Annotated in this window: 22 protein-coding genes and 1 riboswitch; of the genes, 16 read left to right on the top strand and 6 right to left on the bottom strand. The window is 64.7% G+C overall.

Going from position 1 to position 21,570, the window contains the following annotated elements:
* Positions 1 to 3: 3 nt before the first annotated feature.
* From PMI40_RS16300 to ruvC, 7 genes are all read left to right on the top strand, one after another.
* Positions 4 to 645, top strand: a complete 642-nt coding sequence (locus PMI40_RS16300) for a YbhB/YbcL family Raf kinase inhibitor-like protein (RefSeq protein ID WP_008117475.1) — start codon at positions 4 to 6, stop codon at positions 643 to 645.
* Positions 646 to 666: 21 nt separating this feature from the next.
* Positions 667 to 1,308 (top strand): histidine phosphatase family protein, encoded by a 642-nt coding sequence (locus PMI40_RS16295; protein WP_008117473.1) that lies wholly within the window; start codon positions 667 to 669, stop codon positions 1,306 to 1,308.
* A 165-nt stretch (positions 1,309 to 1,473) separates the two neighbouring features.
* The gene (gene dusB, locus PMI40_RS16290) at positions 1,474 to 2,496 is read left to right on the top strand and encodes a tRNA dihydrouridine synthase DusB (protein WP_008117472.1); all 1,023 of its coding nucleotides are present in this window, start codon (positions 1,474 to 1,476) and stop codon (positions 2,494 to 2,496) included.
* Between the two features lie 155 nt (positions 2,497 to 2,651).
* Positions 2,652 to 2,885, top strand: coding sequence for a Fis family transcriptional regulator (locus PMI40_RS16285; RefSeq protein WP_008117471.1), 234 nt, complete (start codon positions 2,652 to 2,654; stop codon positions 2,883 to 2,885).
* 79 nt (positions 2,886 to 2,964) lie between these two features.
* Positions 2,965 to 4,536 carry a bifunctional phosphoribosylaminoimidazolecarboxamide formyltransferase/IMP cyclohydrolase gene (gene purH, locus PMI40_RS16280; RefSeq protein ID WP_008117470.1) on the top strand — a complete coding sequence of 524 codons (1,572 nt, stop codon included), beginning with the start codon at positions 2,965 to 2,967 and terminating at the stop codon, positions 4,534 to 4,536.
* 118 nt (positions 4,537 to 4,654) lie between these two features.
* Positions 4,655 to 5,305, top strand: a complete 651-nt coding sequence (yfcF, locus tag PMI40_RS16275; protein WP_008117469.1) for a glutathione transferase — start codon at positions 4,655 to 4,657, stop codon at positions 5,303 to 5,305.
* On the top strand, positions 5,302 to 5,844 hold the full coding sequence (gene ruvC, locus PMI40_RS16270) for a crossover junction endodeoxyribonuclease RuvC (RefSeq protein ID WP_008117468.1): 543 nt from the start codon (positions 5,302 to 5,304) through the stop codon (positions 5,842 to 5,844). The genes yfcF and ruvC overlap by 4 nt, the downstream gene beginning before the upstream one ends.
* 17 nt (positions 5,845 to 5,861) lie before the next feature.
* Here the strand turns inward: ruvC and PMI40_RS16265 are convergent, their stop codons facing one another.
* The gene (locus tag PMI40_RS16265; RefSeq protein ID WP_008117466.1) at positions 5,862 to 6,794 is read right to left on the bottom strand and encodes a DUF808 domain-containing protein; all 933 of its coding nucleotides are present in this window, start codon (positions 6,792 to 6,794) and stop codon (positions 5,862 to 5,864) included.
* Between the two features lie 106 nt (positions 6,795 to 6,900).
* Between PMI40_RS16265 and ruvA the strand changes: the two genes are divergently transcribed.
* The 4 genes from ruvA to PMI40_RS16245 all read left to right on the top strand — a co-directional run bounded on the left by ruvA (position 6,901) and on the right by PMI40_RS16245 (position 10,102).
* Positions 6,901 to 7,479 carry a Holliday junction branch migration protein RuvA gene (gene ruvA / locus PMI40_RS16260; protein WP_008117464.1) on the top strand — a complete coding sequence of 193 codons (579 nt, stop codon included), beginning with the start codon at positions 6,901 to 6,903 and terminating at the stop codon, positions 7,477 to 7,479.
* Positions 7,480 to 7,509: 30 nt separating this feature from the next.
* The gene (gene ruvB, locus PMI40_RS16255; protein ID WP_008117461.1) at positions 7,510 to 8,568 is read left to right on the top strand and encodes a Holliday junction branch migration DNA helicase RuvB; all 1,059 of its coding nucleotides are present in this window, start codon (positions 7,510 to 7,512) and stop codon (positions 8,566 to 8,568) included.
* A 161-nt stretch (positions 8,569 to 8,729) separates the two neighbouring features.
* The gene (locus tag PMI40_RS16250; RefSeq protein ID WP_008117460.1) at positions 8,730 to 9,572 is read left to right on the top strand and encodes a 2-keto-4-pentenoate hydratase; all 843 of its coding nucleotides are present in this window, start codon (positions 8,730 to 8,732) and stop codon (positions 9,570 to 9,572) included.
* A gap of 62 nt (positions 9,573 to 9,634) precedes the next feature.
* Positions 9,635 to 10,102, top strand: coding sequence for a YaiI/YqxD family protein (locus tag PMI40_RS16245; RefSeq protein WP_008117458.1), 468 nt, complete (start codon positions 9,635 to 9,637; stop codon positions 10,100 to 10,102).
* A gap of 12 nt (positions 10,103 to 10,114) precedes the next feature.
* On the opposite strand, the gene PMI40_RS16240 is transcribed toward PMI40_RS16245, so the two are convergent.
* From PMI40_RS16240 to PMI40_RS16225, 4 genes are all read right to left on the bottom strand, one after another.
* Positions 10,115 to 11,236 carry a branched-chain amino acid ABC transporter substrate-binding protein gene (locus PMI40_RS16240; protein WP_008117457.1) on the bottom strand — a complete coding sequence of 374 codons (1,122 nt, stop codon included), beginning with the start codon at positions 11,234 to 11,236 and terminating at the stop codon, positions 10,115 to 10,117.
* Between the two features lie 70 nt (positions 11,237 to 11,306).
* Positions 11,307 to 12,434, bottom strand: a complete 1,128-nt coding sequence (locus PMI40_RS16235; RefSeq protein ID WP_008117456.1) for a branched-chain amino acid ABC transporter substrate-binding protein — start codon at positions 12,432 to 12,434, stop codon at positions 11,307 to 11,309.
* Between the two features lie 192 nt (positions 12,435 to 12,626).
* The gene (locus PMI40_RS16230; protein ID WP_008117455.1) at positions 12,627 to 13,079 is read right to left on the bottom strand and encodes a DUF2147 domain-containing protein; all 453 of its coding nucleotides are present in this window, start codon (positions 13,077 to 13,079) and stop codon (positions 12,627 to 12,629) included.
* Between the two features lie 173 nt (positions 13,080 to 13,252).
* Positions 13,253 to 16,063 carry a valine--tRNA ligase gene (locus tag PMI40_RS16225; protein ID WP_008117454.1) on the bottom strand — a complete coding sequence of 937 codons (2,811 nt, stop codon included), beginning with the start codon at positions 16,061 to 16,063 and terminating at the stop codon, positions 13,253 to 13,255.
* Positions 16,064 to 16,232: 169 nt separating this feature from the next.
* Positions 16,233 to 16,337: riboswitch (TPP riboswitch) on the top strand.
* An 87-nt stretch (positions 16,338 to 16,424) separates the two neighbouring features.
* On the opposite strand from PMI40_RS16225, the gene thiC reads away from it, so the two are divergent.
* From thiC to thiE, 5 genes are read left to right on the top strand one after another with little or no spacing between them, the layout of a single operon-like run.
* Complete coding sequence (gene thiC, locus PMI40_RS16220; protein ID WP_008117453.1) at positions 16,425 to 18,338, top strand: phosphomethylpyrimidine synthase ThiC; 1,914 nt, start codon at positions 16,425 to 16,427, stop codon at positions 18,336 to 18,338.
* A 1-nt stretch (position 18,339) separates the two neighbouring features.
* Positions 18,340 to 18,549, top strand: a complete 210-nt coding sequence (gene thiS / locus PMI40_RS16215) for a sulfur carrier protein ThiS (protein WP_008117452.1) — start codon at positions 18,340 to 18,342, stop codon at positions 18,547 to 18,549.
* A gap of 37 nt (positions 18,550 to 18,586) precedes the next feature.
* The gene (locus tag PMI40_RS16210; protein ID WP_008117450.1) at positions 18,587 to 19,396 is read left to right on the top strand and encodes a thiazole synthase; all 810 of its coding nucleotides are present in this window, start codon (positions 18,587 to 18,589) and stop codon (positions 19,394 to 19,396) included.
* A complete protein-coding gene (locus tag PMI40_RS16205; protein ID WP_008117448.1) occupies positions 19,393 to 20,214 on the top strand; it encodes a hydroxymethylpyrimidine/phosphomethylpyrimidine kinase in 822 nt (273 codons plus the stop codon). Before PMI40_RS16210 ends, PMI40_RS16205 begins: the two co-directional genes overlap by 4 nt.
* 16 nt (positions 20,215 to 20,230) lie before the next feature.
* Positions 20,231 to 20,866 carry a thiamine phosphate synthase gene (gene thiE, locus PMI40_RS16200; RefSeq protein WP_008117446.1) on the top strand — a complete coding sequence of 212 codons (636 nt, stop codon included), beginning with the start codon at positions 20,231 to 20,233 and terminating at the stop codon, positions 20,864 to 20,866.
* A gap of 70 nt (positions 20,867 to 20,936) precedes the next feature.
* Here the strand turns inward: thiE and PMI40_RS16195 are convergent, their stop codons facing one another.
* A complete protein-coding gene (locus tag PMI40_RS16195) occupies positions 20,937 to 21,431 on the bottom strand; it encodes a Dps family protein (protein ID WP_008117444.1) in 495 nt (164 codons plus the stop codon).
* Between the last annotated feature and the right edge of the window lie 139 nt (positions 21,432 to 21,570).

Genomic DNA, 21,570 nt, shown 5'->3' with positions numbered 1-21,570 from the left:
GACATGAAATTCTGGAGCGATTCTTTCAAGGACGGCGACACCATCCCGGGCGAATTCGCCTTCGCCGTGGCAGACCCCAAGACGCATGTGGCCCTGTCAGCCAACCGCAATCCCCACTTCGCCTGGAGCGACCTGCCGCCCGGCACCAAGTCGCTGGCGCTGGTGGTGCACGACCCCGACGTGCCCTCGCGTGGCGACGACGTCAACCAGGAAGGCAAGACCGTGCCGCTGGAGTTGCCCCGGGTCGATTTCTTCCACTGGACCCTGGTCGACATTCCAGCCTCGGTGTCCTCGATCAAGGCCGGCCAGTTCAGCAATGGCGTGACCGCCCGCGGCAAGCCGGGACCTGGCGTGCTGGGCGATACCATGCCGGGCGCGCGCCAGGGCCTCAACGACTACACCGGATGGTTTGCCGGCGACGGCGACATGCGGGGCGAGTATTTCGGCTATGACGGCCCTTGCCCCCCGTGGAACGACGCGCTGGTGCATCGCTATATCTTCACCCTCTATGCGCTGGATGTGGAGCAATTGCCGGTCAACGGCCAGTTGCAGGGATCCATCGTGGTCACCGCACTGCGCGACCATGTGCTGGACCAGGCATCGTTCCAGGGCTTGTACAGCCTCAATCCCGACGCCACTCGCTGAGCTGGCAGATCCAGGTATTGCATGACAGACATCTTGTTGATCCGCCACGGCGAAACCGATTGGAACGTGGACCAGCGCCTGCAAGGGCATATCGATATCGGTCTCAACGCCGAGGGACGGCGCCAGGTGCTGGCGCTGGGGGTGGCGCTGGCGGGCGAGGGTATCGATGCCGTCTTCGCCAGCGACCTGCAGCGGGCGCGCGACACGGCGCAGGCCATCGCGACGGCTGCCGGCCTGCCGGTCGAGATCGACGCCGGCCTGCGCGAGCGCTGTTATGGGGCTTTCGAAGGCTTGCGCCATGTCGAGATCGAGCAGCGCTATCCCGAGGCCTACCGCCAATGGCGCGCGCGTGAACCGGACGCCCGCTTTCCGGCCGGCGAGCGCCCGGCCGAGACCATGCGCGAGTTCTACCAGCGCTCGGTGCAGTCCGTGCAGCGCATACTGGCGGGCGCGCAGGGCAAGGTGGCCATCGTCACCCATGGCGGCGTGCTCGAATACCTGCATCACTGGGCCAGCGGTTCCGATTTCGTGCTGCCGCGCAGCTTCGATATCTTCAACGCCAGTGTCAACCGCCTGCAATGGGATGGGCAGCGCGCGCGCATCCGCTCCTGGGGCGAGATCGGTCACCTGCAGCGCGAAGCGCTCGACGAGGTCGACCGCTGAGTCGTGCGGTCCGATGGTGTCGCCCTGGCAACAACTGTTGTTGCTTGTTTATTCAGCAGCCCAAAAACCCCACCCCGCCATGCCGTCAGGCCCGAATCTTGTTGGGCGCGGCCTGCAATCGCGCTAAAATAGCGCCCTTTCCCCGCATTCCCGTTAAGCCGCGTCGTGAACATTGGCCCCTATACCCTGCGAAACAACGTGTTTGTCGCGCCGATGGCCGGCGTGACGGATCGTCCTTTCCGCCAGTTGTGCAAACAGCTGGGCGCCGGGTATGCGGTGTCCGAGATGGCAGCGTCTGACCCCAGGTTGTGGCATAGCGAGAAGACCTCGCGCCGCACCAACCATGACGGCGAGATGGAGCCCAAGGCGGTCCAGATCGCCGGCGCCGATCCCGCCATGCTGGCCGAGTGCGCCCGATACAACGTCGAGCGTGGCGCCCAGGTGATCGATATCAACATGGGCTGCCCGGTCAAGAAGGTCTGCAATAGCTGGTGCGGCTCGGCCCTGCTGCAGGACGAGGCGCTGGTGGTCCGCATCCTGGAGGCGGTGGTGGGCGCCGTCGACGTGCCGGTGACGCTGAAGTTTCGTACCGGCTGGGATCGCGCCAACAAGAACGCGCTGCGCATTGCCGCGCTGGCCGAGCAAAATGGTATTGCCATGCTGACATTGCACGGCCGTACCCGCGCCGACGGCTACAGCGGTCATGCCGAGTACGACACCATCGCAGCGGTCAAGGCCGCCGTGGGCATCCCGGTGGTCGCCAATGGCGACATCACCACGCCCGAGAAGGCGCGCGACGTGTTGCGCATCACCGGTGCCGATGCGGTGATGGTGGGGCGCGCGGCGCAGGGACGGCCGTGGATCTTCCGCGAGATCGACCATTTCCTGCGCACCGGCACGCATCTGCCGGCACCGCTGGTGACCGAGGTCGAGCAGTTGATGGACGAGCACCTGCGGGCGCACTACGCGTTCTACGGCGACTACCTGGGTGTGCGCACGGCCCGCAAGCACATCGGCTGGTATGTGCGCGACCTGCCCGGTGGCGAGCAGTTCCGCCAGGGCATGAACCGCATCGAGGACTGCCAGCAGCAACTGGCCGCCGTGCGTGGTTTCTTTGCCCAGCAGGCGGCCCTGGGCGAGCGGTTACAATACGAGGTTGCCACACAGCCGGAGCCGCTTGCCGCCTGAGCCTCGGGGCGATCAGGGATCGGTGGAACGAATCGCATGCGCCCTGGGCGCAATTGATCAACAGCAGCACATCGTTGCACGGACAGTTCCAGGGGACGCCACGGCAACACCGGCGCACGGGGCGACGATGTCGATAAAAAGAAGCAGCAACAGCAATGAGCAAAGAAAGCATTGAGGACGTGGTCAAGAAGAGCCTGGAAAAATACTTCCGGGATCTGGGCGAGCAATTGCCGACCAACGTTTATGACATGGTCTTGTCCACCGTCGAAAAGCCGGTGTTCGAGACCGTGATGGCGCGCGCCGAAGGCAACCAGTCGCAGGCGGCCGAGATCCTCGGCATCAACCGCAACACGCTGCGCAAGAAGTTGCAGCAGCACGGCCTGCTCTGAACACCGGGCCAGGCGTGCGGCAGCAGAAGGCCGTGACGTCCTTTCGATATTCCATCTTCATTTTCCAGTCTTGCCTACCATGATCAAACAAGCCCTCATTTCCGTTTCCGACAAGGCCGGCGTGCTCGAATTCGCACGCGCGCTGTCCGCCATGGGCGTCGATATCCTGTCCACCGGCGGCACCGCCAAGCTGCTGGCCGACAATGGCGTTGCGGTGACCGAGGTCGCCGACTACACCGGTTTTCCGGAAATGCTGGATGGTCGCGTCAAGACGCTGCATCCCAAGGTGCATGGCGGCATCCTGGCACGCCGCGACTTTCCCGAGCACGTGGCCTCGCTGAACCAGTTCGACATCCCCCCCATCGACATGGTGGTGGTGAACCTGTATCCGTTCCAGCAGACCGTGGCCAAGGAGCAGTGCTCGCTGGAGGACGCGATCGAGAACATCGACATCGGCGGCCCGGCCATGCTGCGTTCGTCGGCCAAGAACCACAAGGACGTGATCGTGCTGTGCGACCCGGCCGACTACGAAGGCGTACTGGCCGAGCTCAAGTCGGGGGGCGACCTGCCTTACGAAAAGCGTTTCGCGCTGGCCAAGAAGGTGTTTGCCCACACCGCCCAGTACGATGGCGCCATCACCAACTATTTCACCGCGCTGGGCGAAGACCGCCAGCACGCCACCCGCAACGCCTATCCCGAGACGCTGAACCTGCATTTCGAGAAGGTGCAGGACATGCGCTACGGCGAGAACCCGCACCAGAGCGCGGCGTTCTATCGCGACGTCAGGAAGATCGACGGCGCGCTGGCCAACTACACCCAGCTGCAAGGCAAGGAACTGTCCTTCAACAACATCGCCGATGCCGACGCCGCATGGGAATGCGTCAAGACCTTCGAAGCGGCCGATACCGCTGCCTGCGTCATCATCAAGCACGCCAATCCCTGCGGCGTGGCGCTCGGCGCCAATCCGCTGGAAGCCTACAGCAAGGCATTGCAGACCGATCCGACCTCGGCCTTCGGCGGCATCATCGCCTTCAACCGCGCGCTCGACGGCGCTGCCGCCGAAGCGGTGGCCAAGCAGTTCGTCGAAGTGCTGATCGCGCCCTCGTTCTCGGATGAGGCAAAGAAGATCTTCGCGGCCAAGCAGAACGTGCGCCTGCTCGAGATCGCGCTGGGTGGCGAGCTCAACGGCTATGACTTCAAGCGCGTCGGCGGTGGCCTGCTGGTGCAGTCGCCCGACGCCAGGAACGTGCTGTTGTCGGATGTGCGCGTGGTCAGCAAGCTGCAGCCGACCCCGCAGCAACTGCAAGACCTGATGTTTGCCTGGCGCGTGGCCAAGTTCGTCAAGTCCAATGCCATCGTGTTCTGTGGCAATGGCATGACGCTGGGCGTGGGCGCGGGCCAGATGAGCCGTATCGACTCGGCCCGCATCGCCTCGATCAAGGCCCAGAACGCCGGCCTGACCCTGGCCGGTTCGGCCGTGGCCTCGGATGCCTTCTTCCCGTTCCGTGACGGCCTCGACGTGGTGGTGGACGCAGGTGCCACCAGCGTCATCCATCCGGGCGGTTCGATGCGCGACCAGGAAGTGATCGACGCCGCCGATGAGCGCGGCGTGGTGATGCTGCTGACCGGTACTCGTCACTTCCGTCATTGATTGCCGCGGTGCCGACGGCACGACGAACGCCCGGCGCCGCCGGGCGTTTTGCTTTAATGTGTCGCATGGCCAGCGCCATCGAGAAGGCGCGCCGGACAAGATCACCAGGGAGACCCAATTGACCACCCCCCGACTCAAGCTCTACGTCGACGCCCAGTTCATCAGCCCCTACGCCATGTCGGCGTTCGTCACGTTGACCGAGAAGAAACTGCCTTTCGAACTGTTGACCATCGACTTGTCCAGTCGCCGCAACCAGGACAGCAGCTATGCCAGCGTGTCCTTGACGCGGCGGGTGCCGGCCCTGTCGGAGGGGGATTTCCATCTGTCCGAGTCGAGCGCCATCTCCGAATACCTGGAACAGCGGTTTGCCGCCCCGGACTTTGCGCCGGTCTATCCGGCCGATGCCCGCCAACGCGCCAAGGCGCGCGAGATGCAGGCCTGGTTGCGCAGCGACCTGATGCCGGTGCGCCAGGAGCGTCCTACCGAAGTGGTGTTCTACGGCGATGGCTATGCGTCGCTGTCGCCGGCCGCGCGTGCCGCCGCCGACAAGCTGGTGGCCGTGGCGCGGGCGGCGCTGGGCGGACGCGAGTCGCTGTTCGACCAGTGGAGCATCGCCGATGTCGACCTGGCGCTGATGATCAACCGCCTGGCCATGCCCGGCGACGCCATGCCGGATGACCTGCGCCAGTATGCGCAGCGACAATGGGCACGGCCGTCGGTGCAACAGTGGGTGCAACAGGCGCAGTCGATGAAGGCGGCCAATCCTTGAAGATCATCGGTATCGATCCCGGCTTGCGTACCACCGGCTTTGGCGTCATCCACAAGCAGGGCAACCAGCTCGCCTATATCGCATCGGGCACCATCAAGACCCCCGATGGCGACTTGCCGTCGCGGCTGAAGGTCATCCTGTCGAGCGTGTCGGAAGTGGTGCGCACCTATGCACCCGATTGCGCCGCCATCGAGAAGGTGTTCGTCAACGTCAATCCGCATTCGACCCTGTTGCTGGGCCAGGCGCGCGGCGCGGCCATCTGTGCGCTGGTCAACGCCGACCTGGCGGTGGCCGAATACACTGCGCTGCAGGTCAAGCAGGCGGTGGCCGGGCACGGCAAGGCGCAGAAGGCGCAGGTGCAGGAAATGGTCGCGCGCCTGCTGCACTTGCCGGGCCTGCCCGGTACCGACGCCGCCGATGCGCTCGGGGTGGCAATCTGCCATGCCCATGGCGGCGACGCCTTGACGGCGCTGGGCGCACTGGCGCCCGGGTTGGCGCGCAAGGGCTTGCGCATGAAGGGCGGGCGCCTGGTGGGATAGTGCCCAGCCCCTGGCGATCAACCCCTCAAGGCGCCGACCAGGCGCTTGACCGTTTCCACCAGCAGCAGTACCACGCCACCGGCCAGCACCCCGAACAAGGCATTGAGCACGGCCGGCGTGATCGCCGCCAGCACCCCGCCCACTACCGCAGTGGCGGCCACCATGGCGGTGGCGCCCTCGATGCCATGATGGGCCCAGGGCAGGCCATGGGTCAGGATGCCGCCGCCGACCATGAACATGGCCACCGTGCCGATGACCGACAGGCTGCGCATCATGGACGGCGCGGCGGCCAGGATGGCGCGGCCCAGCCCGGCCTTGACGCGGCCCCAGCCGTCGTTGCCGGCGCTGCGCAGCAGGTACAGGCCGCCGTCATCGAGCTTGACGATGGCCGCCACGATGCCATACACCCCTACCGTCATGATCAGCGCGATGCCCACCAGCACCGTGATCTGCTGCTGCAGCGGCGCGCCGGTGACCGTGCCCAGCGTGATGGCAATGATCTCGGCCGAGAGGATGAAGTCGGTGCGCACCGCACCCTTGATCTTGTCCCGTTCGAGCGCGACCGGGTCGAGCTCCCCGGTGGCCGCCGCCGGGTCGTCGTGTCCAGCCTGCGGGTGCAGATACCGGTGGGCCAGTTTCTCGAAGCCCTCGAAGCACAGGAAAGCGCCGCCCAGCATCAAGAGCGGCGTCACCGCCCACGGGATGAAGGCGCTGATGGCCAGCGCCGCCGGCACCAGGATCGCCTTGTTCCTGAGCGAGCCCAGTGCCACCGCCCATACCACCGGCAGTTCGCGGTCTGCCTTGACGCCGGCCACCTGCTGGGCGTTGAGCGCCAGGTCGTCGCCCAGCACGCCAGCGGTCTTCTTGGCGGCGACCTTGGTCATCAGGGACACGTCGTCGAGGATGGATGCGATATCGTCGATCAGCGCAAACAAGCTGCTGCCTGCCATGGTGGTCCTTTGTTCTGTAATGGTTGGGCCGGATACTGTTTATCCGAACAGTACTGTATCATTCGGTGATTATCGTCGAACCTGCAACAAGCACAACAATCACGCCATGATCGGTCGCCTCTCCGGAACCCTGTTCGAAAAAAATCCCCCGAATCTGCTGGTCGATTGCAATGGTGTCGGCTACGAAGTCGCCGTGCCCATGAGCACTTTCTACAACCTGCCCGCGCTGGGTGAGAAAGTCGTGCTGTTGACGCACCTGGCCATCCGCGAGGATGCGCATGTGCTGTTCGGCTTTGGGACCGCCGAAGAGCGTAATACGTTCAAGGAGCTGATCAAGATTTCGGGAGTGGGCGCCCGTACCGCGCTGGCGATCCTGTCGGGCATGTCGGTGGCCGACCTGGCCCAGGCGGTGACGCTGCAGGAAGCCGGTCGCTTGACGCGCGTGCCCGGCATCGGCAAGAAGACCGCCGAACGCCTGCTGCTGGAACTGAAGGGCAAGCTGGGCGCCGACCTGGGCTCGGCCGGTGGCGTGGTCCATGGCGACGCCAGTTCGGATATCCTCAATGCCCTGCTGGCGCTGGGTTACTCGGACAAGGAAGCGACCCTGGCCATGAAGCAGGTGCCCAAGGACGCCGGCGTGTCCGATGGCATCAAGCATGCGCTCAAGGCCTTGTCCAAGGCGTAACGCCGCAGCGCAGGCAAACAGGAGCCCAGCATGAGCATCCAGACCGACGATTTTTCCGAACAGCGCATTATCGCCGCCACCCCGGCCTCGCCCAATGAGGAAGCCATCGAGCGCGCCTTGCGTCCCAGGCAGCTCGACGAATATGTCGGCCAGGAAAAGATCCGCAGCCAGCTCGAGATCTTCATCGCCGCCGCCCGCGGGCGCGGCGAGGCGCTCGACCATACGCTGCTGTTCGGCCCTCCCGGGCTGGGCAAGACCACCATGGCGCATATCATTGCGCGCGAAATGGGCGTCAACCTGCGCCAGACCTCAGGCCCGGTGCTGGAGCGGGCCGGGGATCTGGCCGCGCTGCTGACCAACCTCGAAGCCCATGACGTGCTGTTCATCGACGAGATCCACCGCCTGTCGCCGGTGGTCGAGGAAATCCTCTATCCGGCGCTGGAGGACTATCAGATCGATATCATGATCGGCGAAGGCCCGGCCGCGCGCTCGGTGCGGCTCGACCTGCAGCCGTTCACGCTGGTGGGCGCCACCACGCGCGCCGGTATGCTGACCAATCCGTTGCGCGACCGCTTCGGCATCGTCGCCCGGCTGGAGTTCTACACGCCGCCCGAGCTGGCGCGCATCGTCACCCGCAGCGCCGGGCTGCTCAATGCGCCCATCGTCGACGACGGCGCGCTCGAAATCGCCCGCCGCAGCCGGGGCACCCCGCGTATCGCCAATCGGCTGTTGCGCCGGGTGCGCGACTATGCCGAGGTCAAGGGCAGCGGCCGCATCACCCGCGAGATGGCCGATGCAGCGCTGGTCATGCTCGACGTCGACCCGGTCGGCTTCGACCTGATGGACCGCAAGCTGCTCGAGGCGGTGCTGTTCAAGTTCGGCGGCGGCCCGGTGGGGCTGGACAACCTGGCCGCTGCCATCGGCGAGGAGCGTGACACCATCGAAGACGTGCTCGAGCCGTACCTGATCCAGCAAGGCTACCTGCAGCGCACGCCGCGCGGCCGGATAGCCACCCCGGCGGCCTACCAGCACTTCGGCGTGACCGCCCCGCGCACCGGCGCCAATGCCGAGCTGTGGGGCGGTGCCTAGGCGGTGCAGGGGCCTTGCCAGGCGAAAAACTTGACTGGATGGCAATTCCTGGTCGTCATCGTGTGACGGCGGCATCGTATAAAGGCGAGTTTTTACTTGTGCAAAAACTAATCGTCATCGACAATGGATAGCTATTCACTATCTTTCGATGTGAGCCAGTCATGCTAATGTCGAGCCAAGCAAGCCGTTACGCCCATCAACTGCTCGATGCGCGGGCCAATTCCCGGCTCATCCCCCTCATTTCCAAGGTCGAGACGTTGTCCATCGAGGACGCCTACGACATCGCCCACAGCATTCGCAACATCCGGGTGGCCCAGGGCGAACAGCCGATCGGTCGCAAGATCGGTTTTTCGGTGCGCAAGTCGTGGTCGCGTTACGGCATCACCGATGATGCGCGTACCCCGATCTGGTCGCCGGTGTTCGACACCACGGTGCGCTTTGCCGACGACAACCATGGCCTGCAATCGCTGGCTGGCGCCATGCAGCCGCGCATCGAACCCGAGATCGTCTTCAAGCTGGGCAAGACGCCTGCGCCCAACGCCTCGCTGGACGAACTGGCCGATTGCCTGGAATGGATGGCGCACGGCTTCGAGATCGTGGTGTGCCCGTTCGAGAAATGGGAATTCACCGTCGCCGACTCGATCGCCGCGTTCGGCCTGCATGGCACATTGATCATCGGCGAGCCGCACGTACTGTCGTCGGCGACCCGTCATCACCTGCCGCAGATACTGGCCAGCGCCACCGTATCGCTGTCGTGCAATACCGAGTCCTCCAGCGTGCTGCGCGCGGCCGGATTCTGCAACGACGAGATGGATAGCCCCCTGCATGCGCTATGGCACCTGCACCAGTTGCTGCAGAAGCAGTCGCGCTTCAGGCGCCTGCAGGCAGGCGAGATCATCACCACCGGTACCTGGACCGACGCCTTGCCGATCGAGGCCGGCCAGACCTGGGTCTCGGCGTTCTCGAGCGTGACGTTGCCGGGCTTGACGGTGGCCTTTGTCTAACCGATTCCGGGTACGCCATCTGCGCTGACGGGGCAGATGGCGACCGGTTCCAAGTCATTGCAATGAACATCTGGGTCGACGCCGACGCCTGTCCCGGCGTCATCAAGGACATGCTGTTCCGGGTTGCCGAGCGCACCGGCATCGTCGTCACGCTGGTGGCCAACCGCGGCCTGCGTACACCGCCTTCGCGGTACATCAGATCCATCGTGGTACCGGCCGGGTTCGACGTCGCCGACAACGAGATCGTGCGCCTGGTCGAGGCCGGCGACCTGGTCATCACCGCCGACATCCCGCTGGCCGCGGCAGTGGTCGAGCAAGGCGCCAATGCGCTTAATCCGCGCGGCGAGATGTACACCCGCGAAAATATCGGCCAGCACCTGGGCATGCGCAACTTCATGGAAGAATTGCGCAGCAGCGGCGTCGAGACCGGCGGCCCCGCGGCCTTCAGTACCGCCGATGGCCGCGCGTTCGCGCGTGTGCTGGATCGCCTGGTGGCGCAGCGCAAGCCGCCAGCCGCACCCGTGCAATGATTTCCCGCCGTCTCAGTTGCCCGCCTTGATCAGCCGGCGCATCGTCCAGCGGCCCGCTTCGGTCTGGTAGAGGGTAAATACGGGGTTCTTGAGCGTGCCATCCTGGTTGAACGCCATTTGCTGCATGAGCCCATTGTGGCTGACCTCCCTGAGCGCGGCGATGATACGAGCGCGTTCGGGCACACCGGCCCGGCCGATGGCGGCGGCCATCATGTACACGCTGTCGTAGGCGAACATGGCGAACGGTGCGGGTTCGCGGTCGAATGCCGCGACGTAGCGTTTGCGGAAGGCTTCCATTTTTCCGGTATTTTCCTTCGGCAGTCCCGGTACGATGGCGTACAGGTCTTCATCCGTGTGACCGGTCTTTTGCAGGAACTCGCTCGACACGACCGGGCCGGTCAACAGCAACTTGGCGGTGATGTCCAATCGTTTCAGGTTGCGCGCGATCACCGCGCTCTGGCCGCCGCGCCCGGTAAACACGATCAGCTCGGGACGCTCCCGTCGCGCCAGCAGCAGCGGCGGGTTGAAGTCGGAGGTCTGGGTGCTGACCGACTGGCGCAGCACTTCGATGCCGGACGCGCGCGCATATTTCTCGAACGAATCGGCCATCGCCACCCCGAGCACGGCGCGGTCGTCGATCACCATCACTTTCTTGAGCGACAGCCGTGTGCTCAGGTATTGCAGCGTGTGGCGCATGGCGATGTCATCGCTGCCCACCCCCTGGAAGTGATTGCGCCCGGGCAGTTTCGAGAACAGGCTGCTCCATGAAATGGGGGCCAGCTGCGCCATGCCGGCCTCGGTGTAGATCGGGGCGGCGGCGATGCTGGCGGTACTGGTCCAGTGTCCGATCACGGCAATGGCATCGGTCTTGACCAGGTAACGCGCGATGTGCTCGGCCACCCGTACATCGGCCTTGTCGTTCTGGATCAGCAGCCGCAGCCGGGGCGCACCGCGCGCCTGGCTGGCATTGATTTCATCGATGGCCATCTGCGCCGCCGATGCGCCGCCGAACGCGTCCGGATCATCCATGGGGCCGACGAAGCCGATGACCAGCTCGGGCGGCTGCTGTGCCGCCACCGGCGCCAGCATCGTGAGCGAAACAAGACAGGCGACGAACCAGCGATAGGGCAGCATGAGGATCACCTCGCAATGATGATGACAATGGCGGACGCGACGGCATTTGGGCGGACCCGCCCGGGGCATGCTAGTCGCTTGCCTTGACGGTCCTGCGCACCAGCCAGCGTTGCGGCGTGGCCTGGTAGAGCGTGTAGATGGGATGTTTCAGGGTGCCGTCCGGGTTGAAGGCGATCGTCTGGTTGACGCCATCATGGCTTACCTCGCGCAACGCCCGCACCAGCTGACGACGGTCGGGTTCGCCGGAGCGGCGCAGCGCGGCGGCGAACATATAGGCCAGGTCGTAGGCGAATCCCGCCGAAGACGAGGCTTCGCTGCGAAAGCGCTCGGCATAGCGTTTGCGAAATGCCTCCATGCGCCCGGCGCTTTCCACCGGCGCACCCGGGGCGATGGCATACACGACTTCGTCGGTCAGGCCGGTCTTTTGCAGGAATTCGGTATTGACGACCGGGCTGGTCAGCAGCAGCGCGGCCTGGAGCTTGAGCCGCTTGAGGCTGCGCACCATGGTCACCGTCTGGGCGCCGATGCCGGTAAACAGGATCAGCTCCGGATGCTTCTGGCGCGCCATCATCAACGGCGCGTTGAAATCAGATGTCTGGTTGCTGACCGACTGGCGCAGGATCTCGAGACCGGCCTGCTGCGCATACTTGTCGAACGCATCGGCCATCTCTGCGCCCAGGATGGAGCGATCGTCGATGATCAGGATCCGGCGCACGCCCAGGCGCGGTACCAGGTACTGCAAGGCCTGGTTCATGGCGATGTCATTGTTGCCGACGCCCTGGAAATGATTGTCGCCCGGTAGCGCCGAGAAGCGCTTGCTCCAGGCGATCGGCGCCAACTGGGGCAAGCCCGCCTCGGTATAGATGGGCGCCACGGCGATGCTGTTGGTACTGGTCCAGTGGCCGATGACGGCCAGCGCATCGGTCTTGGCCAGGTAATGGGCGACGAACTCGGCGGTGCGTGGATCGCCCTTGTCGTTTTGCAGCATCAGCTTGAGCTGCGCGCCGCCACGTGCCGGTTGCGCATTGATCTCGTCGAAGGCCATCTGGGTGGCCTGGGCCGCGCTGAGGGCGTCCGGGTCTTCCAGGGGGCCGGCAAAGGCAACGGTTACCTCTGCGGCATCGACCTGTGCCGATGCATGAAGCGACAAGACGGCGGCCAATGCCAATGACATGGCCAAGCGAACGTATGGTTGCATCTGGACTCCCCCGGGCTGCGCGATGGCAACCCTGCCCGACCTTCATCCCCGGCCTTGCGGCCGGGATAGCGTGCCTGATCCGGCTCGCTTCCCCACGGTCAGACTAGCAAGATTCGCGAACCAGGGCAACGCTTGCAATCCGGCAATGCACCGCTTTGCAACGACGCGCGGCCACATGCAACGATATGCCGGCTAGTCCTCGCGGATCCAGGTTTGCGAGCGACCCAGCATCGGCATGCCGACGTAACCGCGCACGTTCAACTTCCTGCCATCTTCCTGCACCGTCAGCTTGCTCTTGTAGAGCTTGCCATTGGCCGGATCGAGGATCTGCCCGCCGCTGTATTCGTCGCCATCCTTCTTCAGTCCGCTCAGTATGGTCAGGCCGATGATCGGCTGGCCCTTCAGGTCGCCCTCGCATTTTTCGCACAACGGGTTCTGGTCCTGGTCCGGTGCCCGGAACAGCTTCTCGATCCTGCCCGACAGCTCGCCATTGCTCTCGGTGATGCGCACCAGCGCCTTGGGCTTGCCGGTGGCGTCGTCGATGTTCTTCCATAGGCCCACCGGCGAGCCGTCGGCCAGGGCGCAGGCCGAGGTCAACAGGCTGCCAAGCAATACGAGGCAATGGATGGGGGTGCGCTGGGTCATGGTTGTCTCCGATCAATATCGTTATTTGATAAAAGCACGATTGTTCTAATTTTGTGGGATCAGTGTAGACAACGGTGGGGGTTTGGGCAAGCGGGAAAACGGCCGCCCGCCAGGCAATAAAAAAGCCGCCGTCCCGTGGAGGACGACGGCCCTGGGCCACGGCGAGACAATGATTACTTCAGCTTCGCCAACTGCTCTTTCAACTTGTCCACAGTCGCGCCGAAGTTGGCCAGGCGTTCCTTCTCCTGGGCCACCACCGCTTCCGGGGCGCGCGCCACGAAGCTTTCGTTGGACAGCTTGCCTTGCGCCTTGGCGATTTCGCCGGTAAGGCGCGTGATTTCCTTGCCCAGGCGTTCGCGCTCGGCGGCAACATCGATCTCGACCTTGAGCATGAGCTTGATGTCGCCGACGATGGCCACCGGCGCCGGCGACTCCGGCAACTGGCTCACCACTTGCGTCTCGGACAGGCGCACCAGCCCTTGCAGGTACGGCAGGAACGACTGTACCGAGGCGGCGTCGGCGGCTTCGACGATCAGCGGCACGCGCAGCGACGGCGCCAGTTGCATCTCGCCACGCAGGTTGCGGCAGGCGTCGGTCAGCAGGCGGAACTGCGCCATCCAGGCTTCGGCCTCGGCGTCGATCTTGTCCAGGTCCGGCTGTGGATAGGCCTGGCGCATGATCGAGTCGCCGGCCGCATCGGGCTTGCGATCGGTCAGCGGCGCCACGCTCTGCCACAGGGCCTCGGTGATGAACGGCAGCACCGGGTGGGCCAGGCGCAGCACCGTTTCGAGTACCCGCAGCAGGGTGCGGCGGGTGGCGCGCTGCTGCGCCTGGTTGCCGTTCTGGATCTGGGCCTTGGCCATTTCCAGGTACCAGTCGCAATACTCGTCCCAGACGAACTTGTAGATGGCCGTGGCGATGTTGTCGAAGCGATAGTCGGCAAAGCCCTTTTCGACCTCGGCTTCGGTACGCTGCAGCAGCGACACGATCCAGCGGTCGGCCTGCGAGAACTGCAACTGTTCCTTGTCGCATACGCCCTTGACGTGGCCATCGAAGCCGCAGTCCTGGCCTTCGGTGTTCATCAGCACGAAGCGGGTGGCGTTCCACAGCTTGTTGCAGAAGTTGCGATAACCCTCGCAACGGTTCAGGTCGAAGTTGATGTTGCGACCCAGGGTTGCCAACGACGCAAACGTGAAGCGCAAGGCGTCGGTGCCGAAGGCCGGGATGCCATCGGCGAACTCCTTGCGGGTGGCCTTCTCGATGGCCGTGGCCTGCTTCGGGTTCATCAGGCCCACGGTGCGCTTGGCCACCAGTTCATCCACGCCGATGCCGTCGATCAGGTCGATCGGGTCCAGCGTGTTGCCCTTGGACTTGGACATCTTCTGGCCGCTGCCGTCGCGCACCAGCCCGTGCACGTACACGGTGTCGAACGGTACCTGGCCGGTGAAGTGCGTGGTCATCATGACCATGCGCGCCACCCAGAAGAAGATGATGTCGAAGCCGGTCACCAGCACCGTCGACGGCAGGAACAGCTTGTAGTCGGGTGTTTCCTCGGGCCAGCCCAGGGTCGAGAACGGCACCAGCGCCGACGAGAACCAGGTGTCGAGTACGTCTTCGTCGCGCTTGACCGGCTTGCCGCCGGCCTGCGCCACCGCTTCGGCTTCGGTGCGGGCGACATAGATCTTGCCGTCGTCGTCGTACCAGGCCGGAATCTGGTGGCCCCACCACAACTGGCGCGAGATACACCAGTCCTGGATGTTGTTGAGCCACTGGTTATAGGTGTTGCTCCAGTTCTCGGGCACGAACTTGATCTCGCCCGAGGCCACTTTCTCGAGTGCCGTCTCGGCGATCGACTTGCCTGGGAAGTAGGTGCCTTCGGGCGCGGGCTTGCTCATCGCCACGAACCACTGGTCGGTCAGCATCGGTTCGATCACCACGCCGGTGCGGTCGCCACGCGGCACCATCAGCTTGTGCGGCTTGACCAGTTCCAGCAATCCCAGCGCGTCGAGGTCGGCGACGATCTGCTTGCGCGCTTCGAAGCGATCCAGGCCGCGGTACTTCTCGGGGCCGTTGTCGTTGATCCTGGCGTCGAGCGTCAGGATGCTGATCTTTTCCAGGTCGTGGCGGGCGCCCACCTGGTAGTCGTTGAAGTCATGCGCCGGCGTGATCTTGACGCAGCCGGTACCGAATTCCTTGTCGACGTATTCGTCCTTGATGATCGGGATCTCGCGGCCCACCAGCGGCAGCGCCAGCATCTTGCCCACCAGCGCGGCATAGCGCTCGTCGGTCGGATCGACCGCCACGGCGACGTCGCCCAGCATGGTCTCGGGGCGGGTGGTGGCGACCGTGATGTGACCGCTGCCATCGGCCAGCGGATAACGGATGTGCCACATCGAGCCGTCTTCTTCTTCCGATACCACTTCCAGGTCGGACACGGCCGTGCCCAGCACCGGGTCCCAGTTGACAAGGCGCTTGCCGCGATAGATCAGGCCCTGCTCGTAGAGGCGCACGAAGACCTCGGTGACGGCCTTGGACATCTTCGGGTCCATCGTGAAATATTCGCGATCCCAATCGGTCGAAGCGCCCATGCGGCGCATCTGGCCGGTGATGGTGGAGCCGGATTTTTCCTTCCACTCCCATACCTTCTCGACGAATTTCTCGCGCCCCAGGTCATGGCGCGACACCTTCTGCGCATCGAGCTGGCGCTCCACCACGATCTGGGTAGCGATGCCGGCGTGGTCGGTGCCCGGGATCCAGGCGGTATTGAAACCGCGCATGCGATGGTAGCGGGTCAGGCCATCCATGATGGTCTGGTTGAACGCATGGCCCATGTGCAGCGTGCCGGTGACGTTCGGCGGCGGCAACTGGATCGCGAACGAAGGCTTTTCGGGGGCGGTGGTGGCGGCGAAGTATCCGCGCTTTTCCCACTCTTCGCGCCAGAATTTCTCAATCTCGGCAGGCTCGAACGACTTGGCTAATTCCATGATTTGACGTGTGTTTTTGCGAAACCGTCCATTATAAGGGAGCCGGGCCGCCCGTGGCGCGCCAGCGCCATCGGGCCCATGTTGCCGCGCTGCAAACCTGCGCGATATCGCTTGCGGGATCGGGGCAGAAGTGTAGAATCCGGCCCACGACAAGCAGCACGCATGACCGTCGTACCGCTAGGGGTCCTGGCAGCCGCAACCGGCTGGCCGGGTGAGAAATACCCTTGAACCTGATCTGGATAATGCCAGCGAAGGGAAGCAACCGGCAGCAAGACGCACCACGCATGGCCTACCGGGCTGGTGGTGCGCTCTCTTCCGACACCTCCTTTGCTGGCTCCGAGCCAACCGCAAAGGAGCCAAAATGAATGCCAATCCCAAGTTTCTGTCCGCCACCGCCACGGTGGACGAGGCAGCGATCCAGCCACTGCCCAATTCCCGCAAGATCTACGTCCAGGGTTCGCGCGCCGATATCCGCGTGCCGATGCGCGAGATCAGCCAATCCGATACCCCGGCCATGTTCGGCGCCGAAAAGAACCCGCCGATCACGGTCTACGATACCTCCGGCCCCTATACCGACCCGAACGTCAAGATCGACATCCGGGCCGGCCTGTCGACCCCGCGCCTTCCCTGGATCCTGGAGCGCGACGATACCGAGGAACTCGATGGCCCCAGTTCCGAATACGGCCGCCAGCGCCTGGCCGACCCGGCGCTGGCCGAGCTGCGATTCAACCTGCACCGCAAGCCGCGCCGCGCCAGGGCCGGCGGCAACGTGTCGCAGATGCACTATGCGCGCCGCGGCATCGTCACCCCCGAGATGGAGTTCATCGCCATCCGCGAGAACCTGCGCCGGCGCGAGTACCTGGAGCAGTTGAAGGCCTCCGGCCCGATGGGCGCCAAGCTGTCCGACCTGATGGGGCGCCAGCATCCGGGGCAGTCTTTCGGTGCCTCGATCCCGGCCGAGATCACGCCCGAGTTCGTGCGCGACGAGGTCGCACGCGGGCGCGCCATCATCCCGGCCAACATCAACCATCCCGAGGTCGAGCCGATGATCATCGGCCGCAACTTCCTGGTGAAGATCAACGCCAACATCGGCAACTCGGCCGTGACCTCTTCCATCGGCGAGGAAGTCGAGAAGATGACCTGGGCCATCCGCTGGGGCGGCGACAACGTGATGGACCTGTCGACCGGCAAGAACATCCACGAGACGCGTGAATGGATCATCCGCAATTCGCCGGTGCCGATCGGCACCGTACCGATCTACCAGGCGCTGGAAAAGGTCAACGGCCGTGCCGAGGACCTGACCTGGGAAATCTTCCGCGATACCTTGATCGAGCAGGCCGAGCAGGGCGTGGACTACTTCACCATCCACGCCGGTGTGCGCCTGCAATACGTGCCGCTGACGGCCAAGCGCATGACAGGGATCGTCTCGCGCGGCGGTTCGATCATGGCCAAGTGGTGCCTGGCGCACCATCGCGAATCCTTCTTGTACGAACACTTCGAGGATATCTGCGAGATCATGAAGGCCTACGACGTCAGCTTCAGCCTGGGCGATGGCCTGCGCCCGGGTTCGATCTACGACGCCAACGACGAAGCACAGCTGGGTGAGCTCAAGACCTTGGGCGAGCTGACCCGGATTGCCTGGAAGCATGACGTGCAGGTGATGATCGAAGGCCCCGGCCACGTGCCGATGCACCTGATCAAGGAGAACATGGACCTGCAGCTGGAACAGTGCCACGAGGCGCCGTTCTACACGCTGGGCCCATTGACCACCGACATCGCTCCCGGCTACGACCATATCACCTCCGGCATCGGCGCGGCCCAGATCGGCTGGTACGGCACCGCCATGCTGTGCTACGTCACCCCCAAGGAACACCTGGGCCTGCCCAACAAGGTCGACGTCAAGGACGGCATCATCACCTACAAGATCGCGGCCCATGCGGCCGACCTGGCCAAGGGCCATCCGGGGGCGCAGATCCGCGACAACGCCCTGTCCAAGGCGCGCTTCGAGTTTCGCTGGGAAGACCAGTTCAACATCGGCCTCGATCCGGACAAGGCGCGCGAGTTCCACGACGAGACCTTGCCCAAGGACTCGGCCAAGGTGGCGCATTTCTGCTCGATGTGCGGCCCGCACTTCTGCTCGATGAAGATCACCCAGGAAGTGCGCGAGTATGCCGACCAGCAAGGCATCTCCGAGATCGAGGCCCTGAAGCAGGGGATGCAGGTCAAGGCGGTCGAGTTCGTCAAGATGGGCGCCGAGATCTATTCGAAACAGTGACATGAACGTGCGCATAGAACTCAATGGCAAGCCGCATCTGGTCGATGCCGACCGCCGCAGCGTAGCGCACCTGATCGAGCTCCTCGAGCTGGGTGGCCGCGCGGTGGCGGTGGCGGTCAACCGCCGTGTGGTACCGACTCCGCAGTGGAACGACCACCTGCTGGAAGAGGCCGACCAGGTCGATGTGGTCAAGGCCATCGGCGGCGGTTGAGCCGATCCCGGTGGCGCATTTTTCAAAGGACATGCACATGAACATGAACGACACTGCAGCCCTGCAGCAGGACCCGGGCCTGACCATCGCCGGTACCACCTACGGCTCGCGCCTGCTGGTGGGCAGCGGCAAGTACCGGGACCTCGAGCAGACCCGCGCGGCCACCATCGCCAGCGGCGCCGAGATCATCACGGTGGCGATTCGCCGCGTCAACATCGGCCAGGACCCCAACGCGCCCAGCCTGCTGGACGCGGTGCCGCCGTCGCAATTCACGATCCTGCCCAATACCGCCGGCTGCTACAACGCCGAGGACGCGATCTATACCCTGCAACTGGCGCGTGAGCTGCTGGGCGGTCGGCAGCTGGTCAAGCTGGAAGTGCTGGGCGACGAGAAGACCCTTTTTCCCAACATGCCCGAAACCCTGAAGGCGGCCGAGGTGCTGGTCAAGGACGGCTTCGATGTGATGGTCTATTGCAGCGACGACCCGATCCAGGCACGCATGCTGGAAGACCTGGGGGTGGCCGCGGTGATGCCGCTGGCCTCCCTGATCGGTTCTGGCATGGGCATTCTCAATCCATGGAACCTGTCGTTGATCATCGAGCAGGCCAGGGTGCCGGTGCTGGTCGATGCCGGCGTGGGCACCGCCTCGGACGCGGCCATTGCCATGGAACTGGGTTGCGATGGCGTATTGATGAACAGCGCCATCGCCGCCGCGCGCGATCCGGTGCGCATGGCGCACGCCATGAAGCTGGCGGTGCAGGCCGGGCGCGAGGCTTTCCTGGCCGGGCGCATGGCGCGCAAGTTCAGCGCGTCGCCGTCCTCGCCGATGGCCGGCCGGGTGGCATGAGCGCGCAAGGCTATCGCAGCACGCCGCCCTGCGTGCTGGTGTTGTCGGGTTCCGATCCCAGCGGTGGCGCCGGCATGCAGGCCGATATACCGGCCATCAGCGCGCTCGGCTGCCATCCGCTGTCGGTGCCGACCGCGCTCACCGTGCAGCACAACGAGGTCGTCTTCGCGGTACATCCGGTGCCACCCGAGCTGGTGCGCCACCAGGCCCAGGTGCTGATCGACCGTTTCGATATCGCCGCCGTCAAGCTGGGCATCGCCGGCAGCCTGGCCAATGCCGAAGCGATCGCCGCCCTGATCGGCCAGTTGCGCGCCCGCGATCCGGATCTGCCGGTGGTGCTCGACCCGGTGCTGGCCAATGGCCGCGGCGACCAGCTCTCGGCCGACGACGCCGTGCGCGTGCTGGAGCCGTTGTTCGCGCTGGCCACGGTGATCACGCCCAATCTCGACGAGGCGCGTCGCCTGTGCGGCGACGGCGCGCCACAGGTGCAGGCGCGGGCCCTGTTGCAGCGCGGCTGCGCCCAAGTCCTGCTCAAGGGGGGGCATGGCCCGCTGCAGCAGGATGTGGTCAATCGCTGGTATGGCGGCGACGCCGCAGACGAGCTGGGCCGCTGGCAGTGGCCGCGCCTGGCCGATGAATTCCACGGCAGCGGTTGCACCCTGGCCGCGGCGCTGGCGGCGTGCCTGGCGCGCGGCCTGGGCATGCACGACGCCATCGCGCTGGCGCAGCGCTACACCCAGCACAGCCTGTCGAGTTCCTATGCGATCGCGCCGGGGCAGCGCATTCCCGCGCGCGTGGCCCTTTTTGACGCCGCCTGAGCGGCAGGAGAACAGCATGAATCCCGCATACGCCAAGCACTTGCGCGGCTTGTACATCGTCACCCCCGACTGGGACGACACGCAGCAATTGATCGATGCCACCGAACTGGCGCTGGGGGCCGGCGCGGCACTGGTGCAATACCGCCACAAGAGCGCCTCGCCCGCACGGCGCCTGGAGCAGGCGGCGGCGCTGCTGGCGGCATGCCGTCGCCATGGCGTGCCGCTGGTCATCAACGACCATGTCGATCTGTGCCTGGCGCTGGAGGCCGACGGTATCCACGTCGGCGGCACCGACGCCTCGATTGCCGAGGTGCGGCGGCTGGTCGGGCCCGACCGGATCGTCGGCGCCTCGTGCTACGGCACGCTGGCCCTGGCGCATGCGGCCTGGAACGACGGCGCCAGCTATGTCGCCTTTGGCGGGTTCTATCCGTCGCGCGTGAAGCAATACGACTTTCGTACCGAACCCGCCATCATCGCCCAGTCCAAGCGCGAGGTCCCGCTGCCGGTGGTGGTGATCGGCGGCATCACGCTCGAGAATGCGCCGCCGCTGGTGGCGCAGGGGGCCGACATGGTGGCCGTCATCAGCAGTGTCTACCTGGTCCCGGAGGGCGAGCGCAAGACGCGCGAGCTGGCCGCCTTGTATCGCCCGTGATGTCTCGAAAAAAATGCTGCCCGGCCGGTAAGGCGGGGCAGCATCGGGATGACGCGGTGATGCGGTTCGATCAGCCTTCCAGCAGGCTGCGCAGCATCCACGCATTCTTTTCGTGCAATTGCATGCGCTGGGTCAGCAGGTCGGCGGTGGGCTCATCGGAGGCGGCATCCACGGCCGGGAAGATCGAACGGGCGGTGCGGGTGACGGCTTCCTGGCCGGTCACCAGCTGGGCGATCATTTCCTGCGCGTTGGGCACGCCGTCGGCCTCGGGAATCGACGACAGGCGGGCGAAGTCCTTGTAGGTACCTGGTGCCGGATAGCCCAGGGCGCGGATGCGCTCGGCGATCTGGTCCACCGCCAGCGCCAGCTCGGTGTACTGGCCTTCGAACATCAGGTGCAGCGTGTTGAACATCGGGCCGGTCACGTTCCAGTGGAAGTTGTGGGTCTTCAGGTAGAGCGTATAGGTGTCGGCCAGCAGCTTGGACAGGCCATCGGCGATCTTCTTGCGATCCTTGTCGTTGATGCCGATATTGATCGCGGGGGCAGCTACGTTCTTCTTTGCCATTCTTCTCTCCTTGGGGATGTGTGGGTGACGGACATCGCGATTCTATTGCAAATCGCCCAGCGACTTGCTTTTTGCGCTGCTGTGATGACTTCACAGATGGGGTAACCGTTCCGTATTTCAACGAACATCGCCCTTGAAA

This window comes from Herbaspirillum sp. YR522 (genome assembly GCF_000282575.1).
Lineage (GTDB): Bacteria > Pseudomonadota > Gammaproteobacteria > Burkholderiales > Burkholderiaceae_D > Herbaspirillum.
The sequence above is the reverse complement of the archived record's forward strand: the minus strand, read 5'-3'. Positions and strand labels throughout refer to the sequence as shown.

What these genes read in the sequence shown, in the direction of transcription:
- PMI40_RS16300 (WP_008117475.1), top strand. Translation starts at nt 4, where the DNA reads ATGAAATTCTGGAGCGATTCTTTCAAGGACGGCGACACCATCCCGGGC.
- PMI40_RS16295 (WP_008117473.1), top strand. Translation starts at nt 667, where the DNA reads ATGACAGACATCTTGTTGATCCGCCACGGCGAAACCGATTGGAACGTG.
- PMI40_RS16285 (WP_008117471.1), top strand. Translation starts at nt 2,652, where the DNA reads ATGAGCAAAGAAAGCATTGAGGACGTGGTCAAGAAGAGCCTGGAAAAA.
- purH (WP_008117470.1), top strand. Translation starts at nt 2,965, where the DNA reads ATGATCAAACAAGCCCTCATTTCCGTTTCCGACAAGGCCGGCGTGCTC.
- PMI40_RS16265 (WP_008117466.1), bottom strand. Translation starts at nt 6,794, where the DNA reads ATGGCAGGCAGCAGCTTGTTTGCGCTGATCGACGATATCGCATCCATC.
- ruvA (WP_008117464.1), top strand. Translation starts at nt 6,901, where the DNA reads ATGATCGGTCGCCTCTCCGGAACCCTGTTCGAAAAAAATCCCCCGAAT.
- ruvB (WP_008117461.1), top strand. Translation starts at nt 7,510, where the DNA reads ATGAGCATCCAGACCGACGATTTTTCCGAACAGCGCATTATCGCCGCC.
- PMI40_RS16250 (WP_008117460.1), top strand. Translation starts at nt 8,730, where the DNA reads ATGCTAATGTCGAGCCAAGCAAGCCGTTACGCCCATCAACTGCTCGAT.
- PMI40_RS16245 (WP_008117458.1), top strand. Translation starts at nt 9,635, where the DNA reads ATGAACATCTGGGTCGACGCCGACGCCTGTCCCGGCGTCATCAAGGAC.
- PMI40_RS16240 (WP_008117457.1), bottom strand. Translation starts at nt 11,236, where the DNA reads ATGCTGCCCTATCGCTGGTTCGTCGCCTGTCTTGTTTCGCTCACGATG.
- PMI40_RS16235 (WP_008117456.1), bottom strand. Translation starts at nt 12,434, where the DNA reads ATGCAACCATACGTTCGCTTGGCCATGTCATTGGCATTGGCCGCCGTC.
- PMI40_RS16230 (WP_008117455.1), bottom strand. Translation starts at nt 13,079, where the DNA reads ATGACCCAGCGCACCCCCATCCATTGCCTCGTATTGCTTGGCAGCCTG.
- PMI40_RS16225 (WP_008117454.1), bottom strand. Translation starts at nt 16,063, where the DNA reads ATGGAATTAGCCAAGTCGTTCGAGCCTGCCGAGATTGAGAAATTCTGG.
- thiC (WP_008117453.1), top strand. Translation starts at nt 16,425, where the DNA reads ATGAATGCCAATCCCAAGTTTCTGTCCGCCACCGCCACGGTGGACGAG.
- thiS (WP_008117452.1), top strand. Translation starts at nt 18,340, where the DNA reads ATGAACGTGCGCATAGAACTCAATGGCAAGCCGCATCTGGTCGATGCC.
- PMI40_RS16210 (WP_008117450.1), top strand. Translation starts at nt 18,587, where the DNA reads ATGAACATGAACGACACTGCAGCCCTGCAGCAGGACCCGGGCCTGACC.
- PMI40_RS16205 (WP_008117448.1), top strand. Translation starts at nt 19,393, where the DNA reads ATGAGCGCGCAAGGCTATCGCAGCACGCCGCCCTGCGTGCTGGTGTTG.
- thiE (WP_008117446.1), top strand. Translation starts at nt 20,231, where the DNA reads ATGAATCCCGCATACGCCAAGCACTTGCGCGGCTTGTACATCGTCACC.
- PMI40_RS16195 (WP_008117444.1), bottom strand. Translation starts at nt 21,431, where the DNA reads ATGGCAAAGAAGAACGTAGCTGCCCCCGCGATCAATATCGGCATCAAC.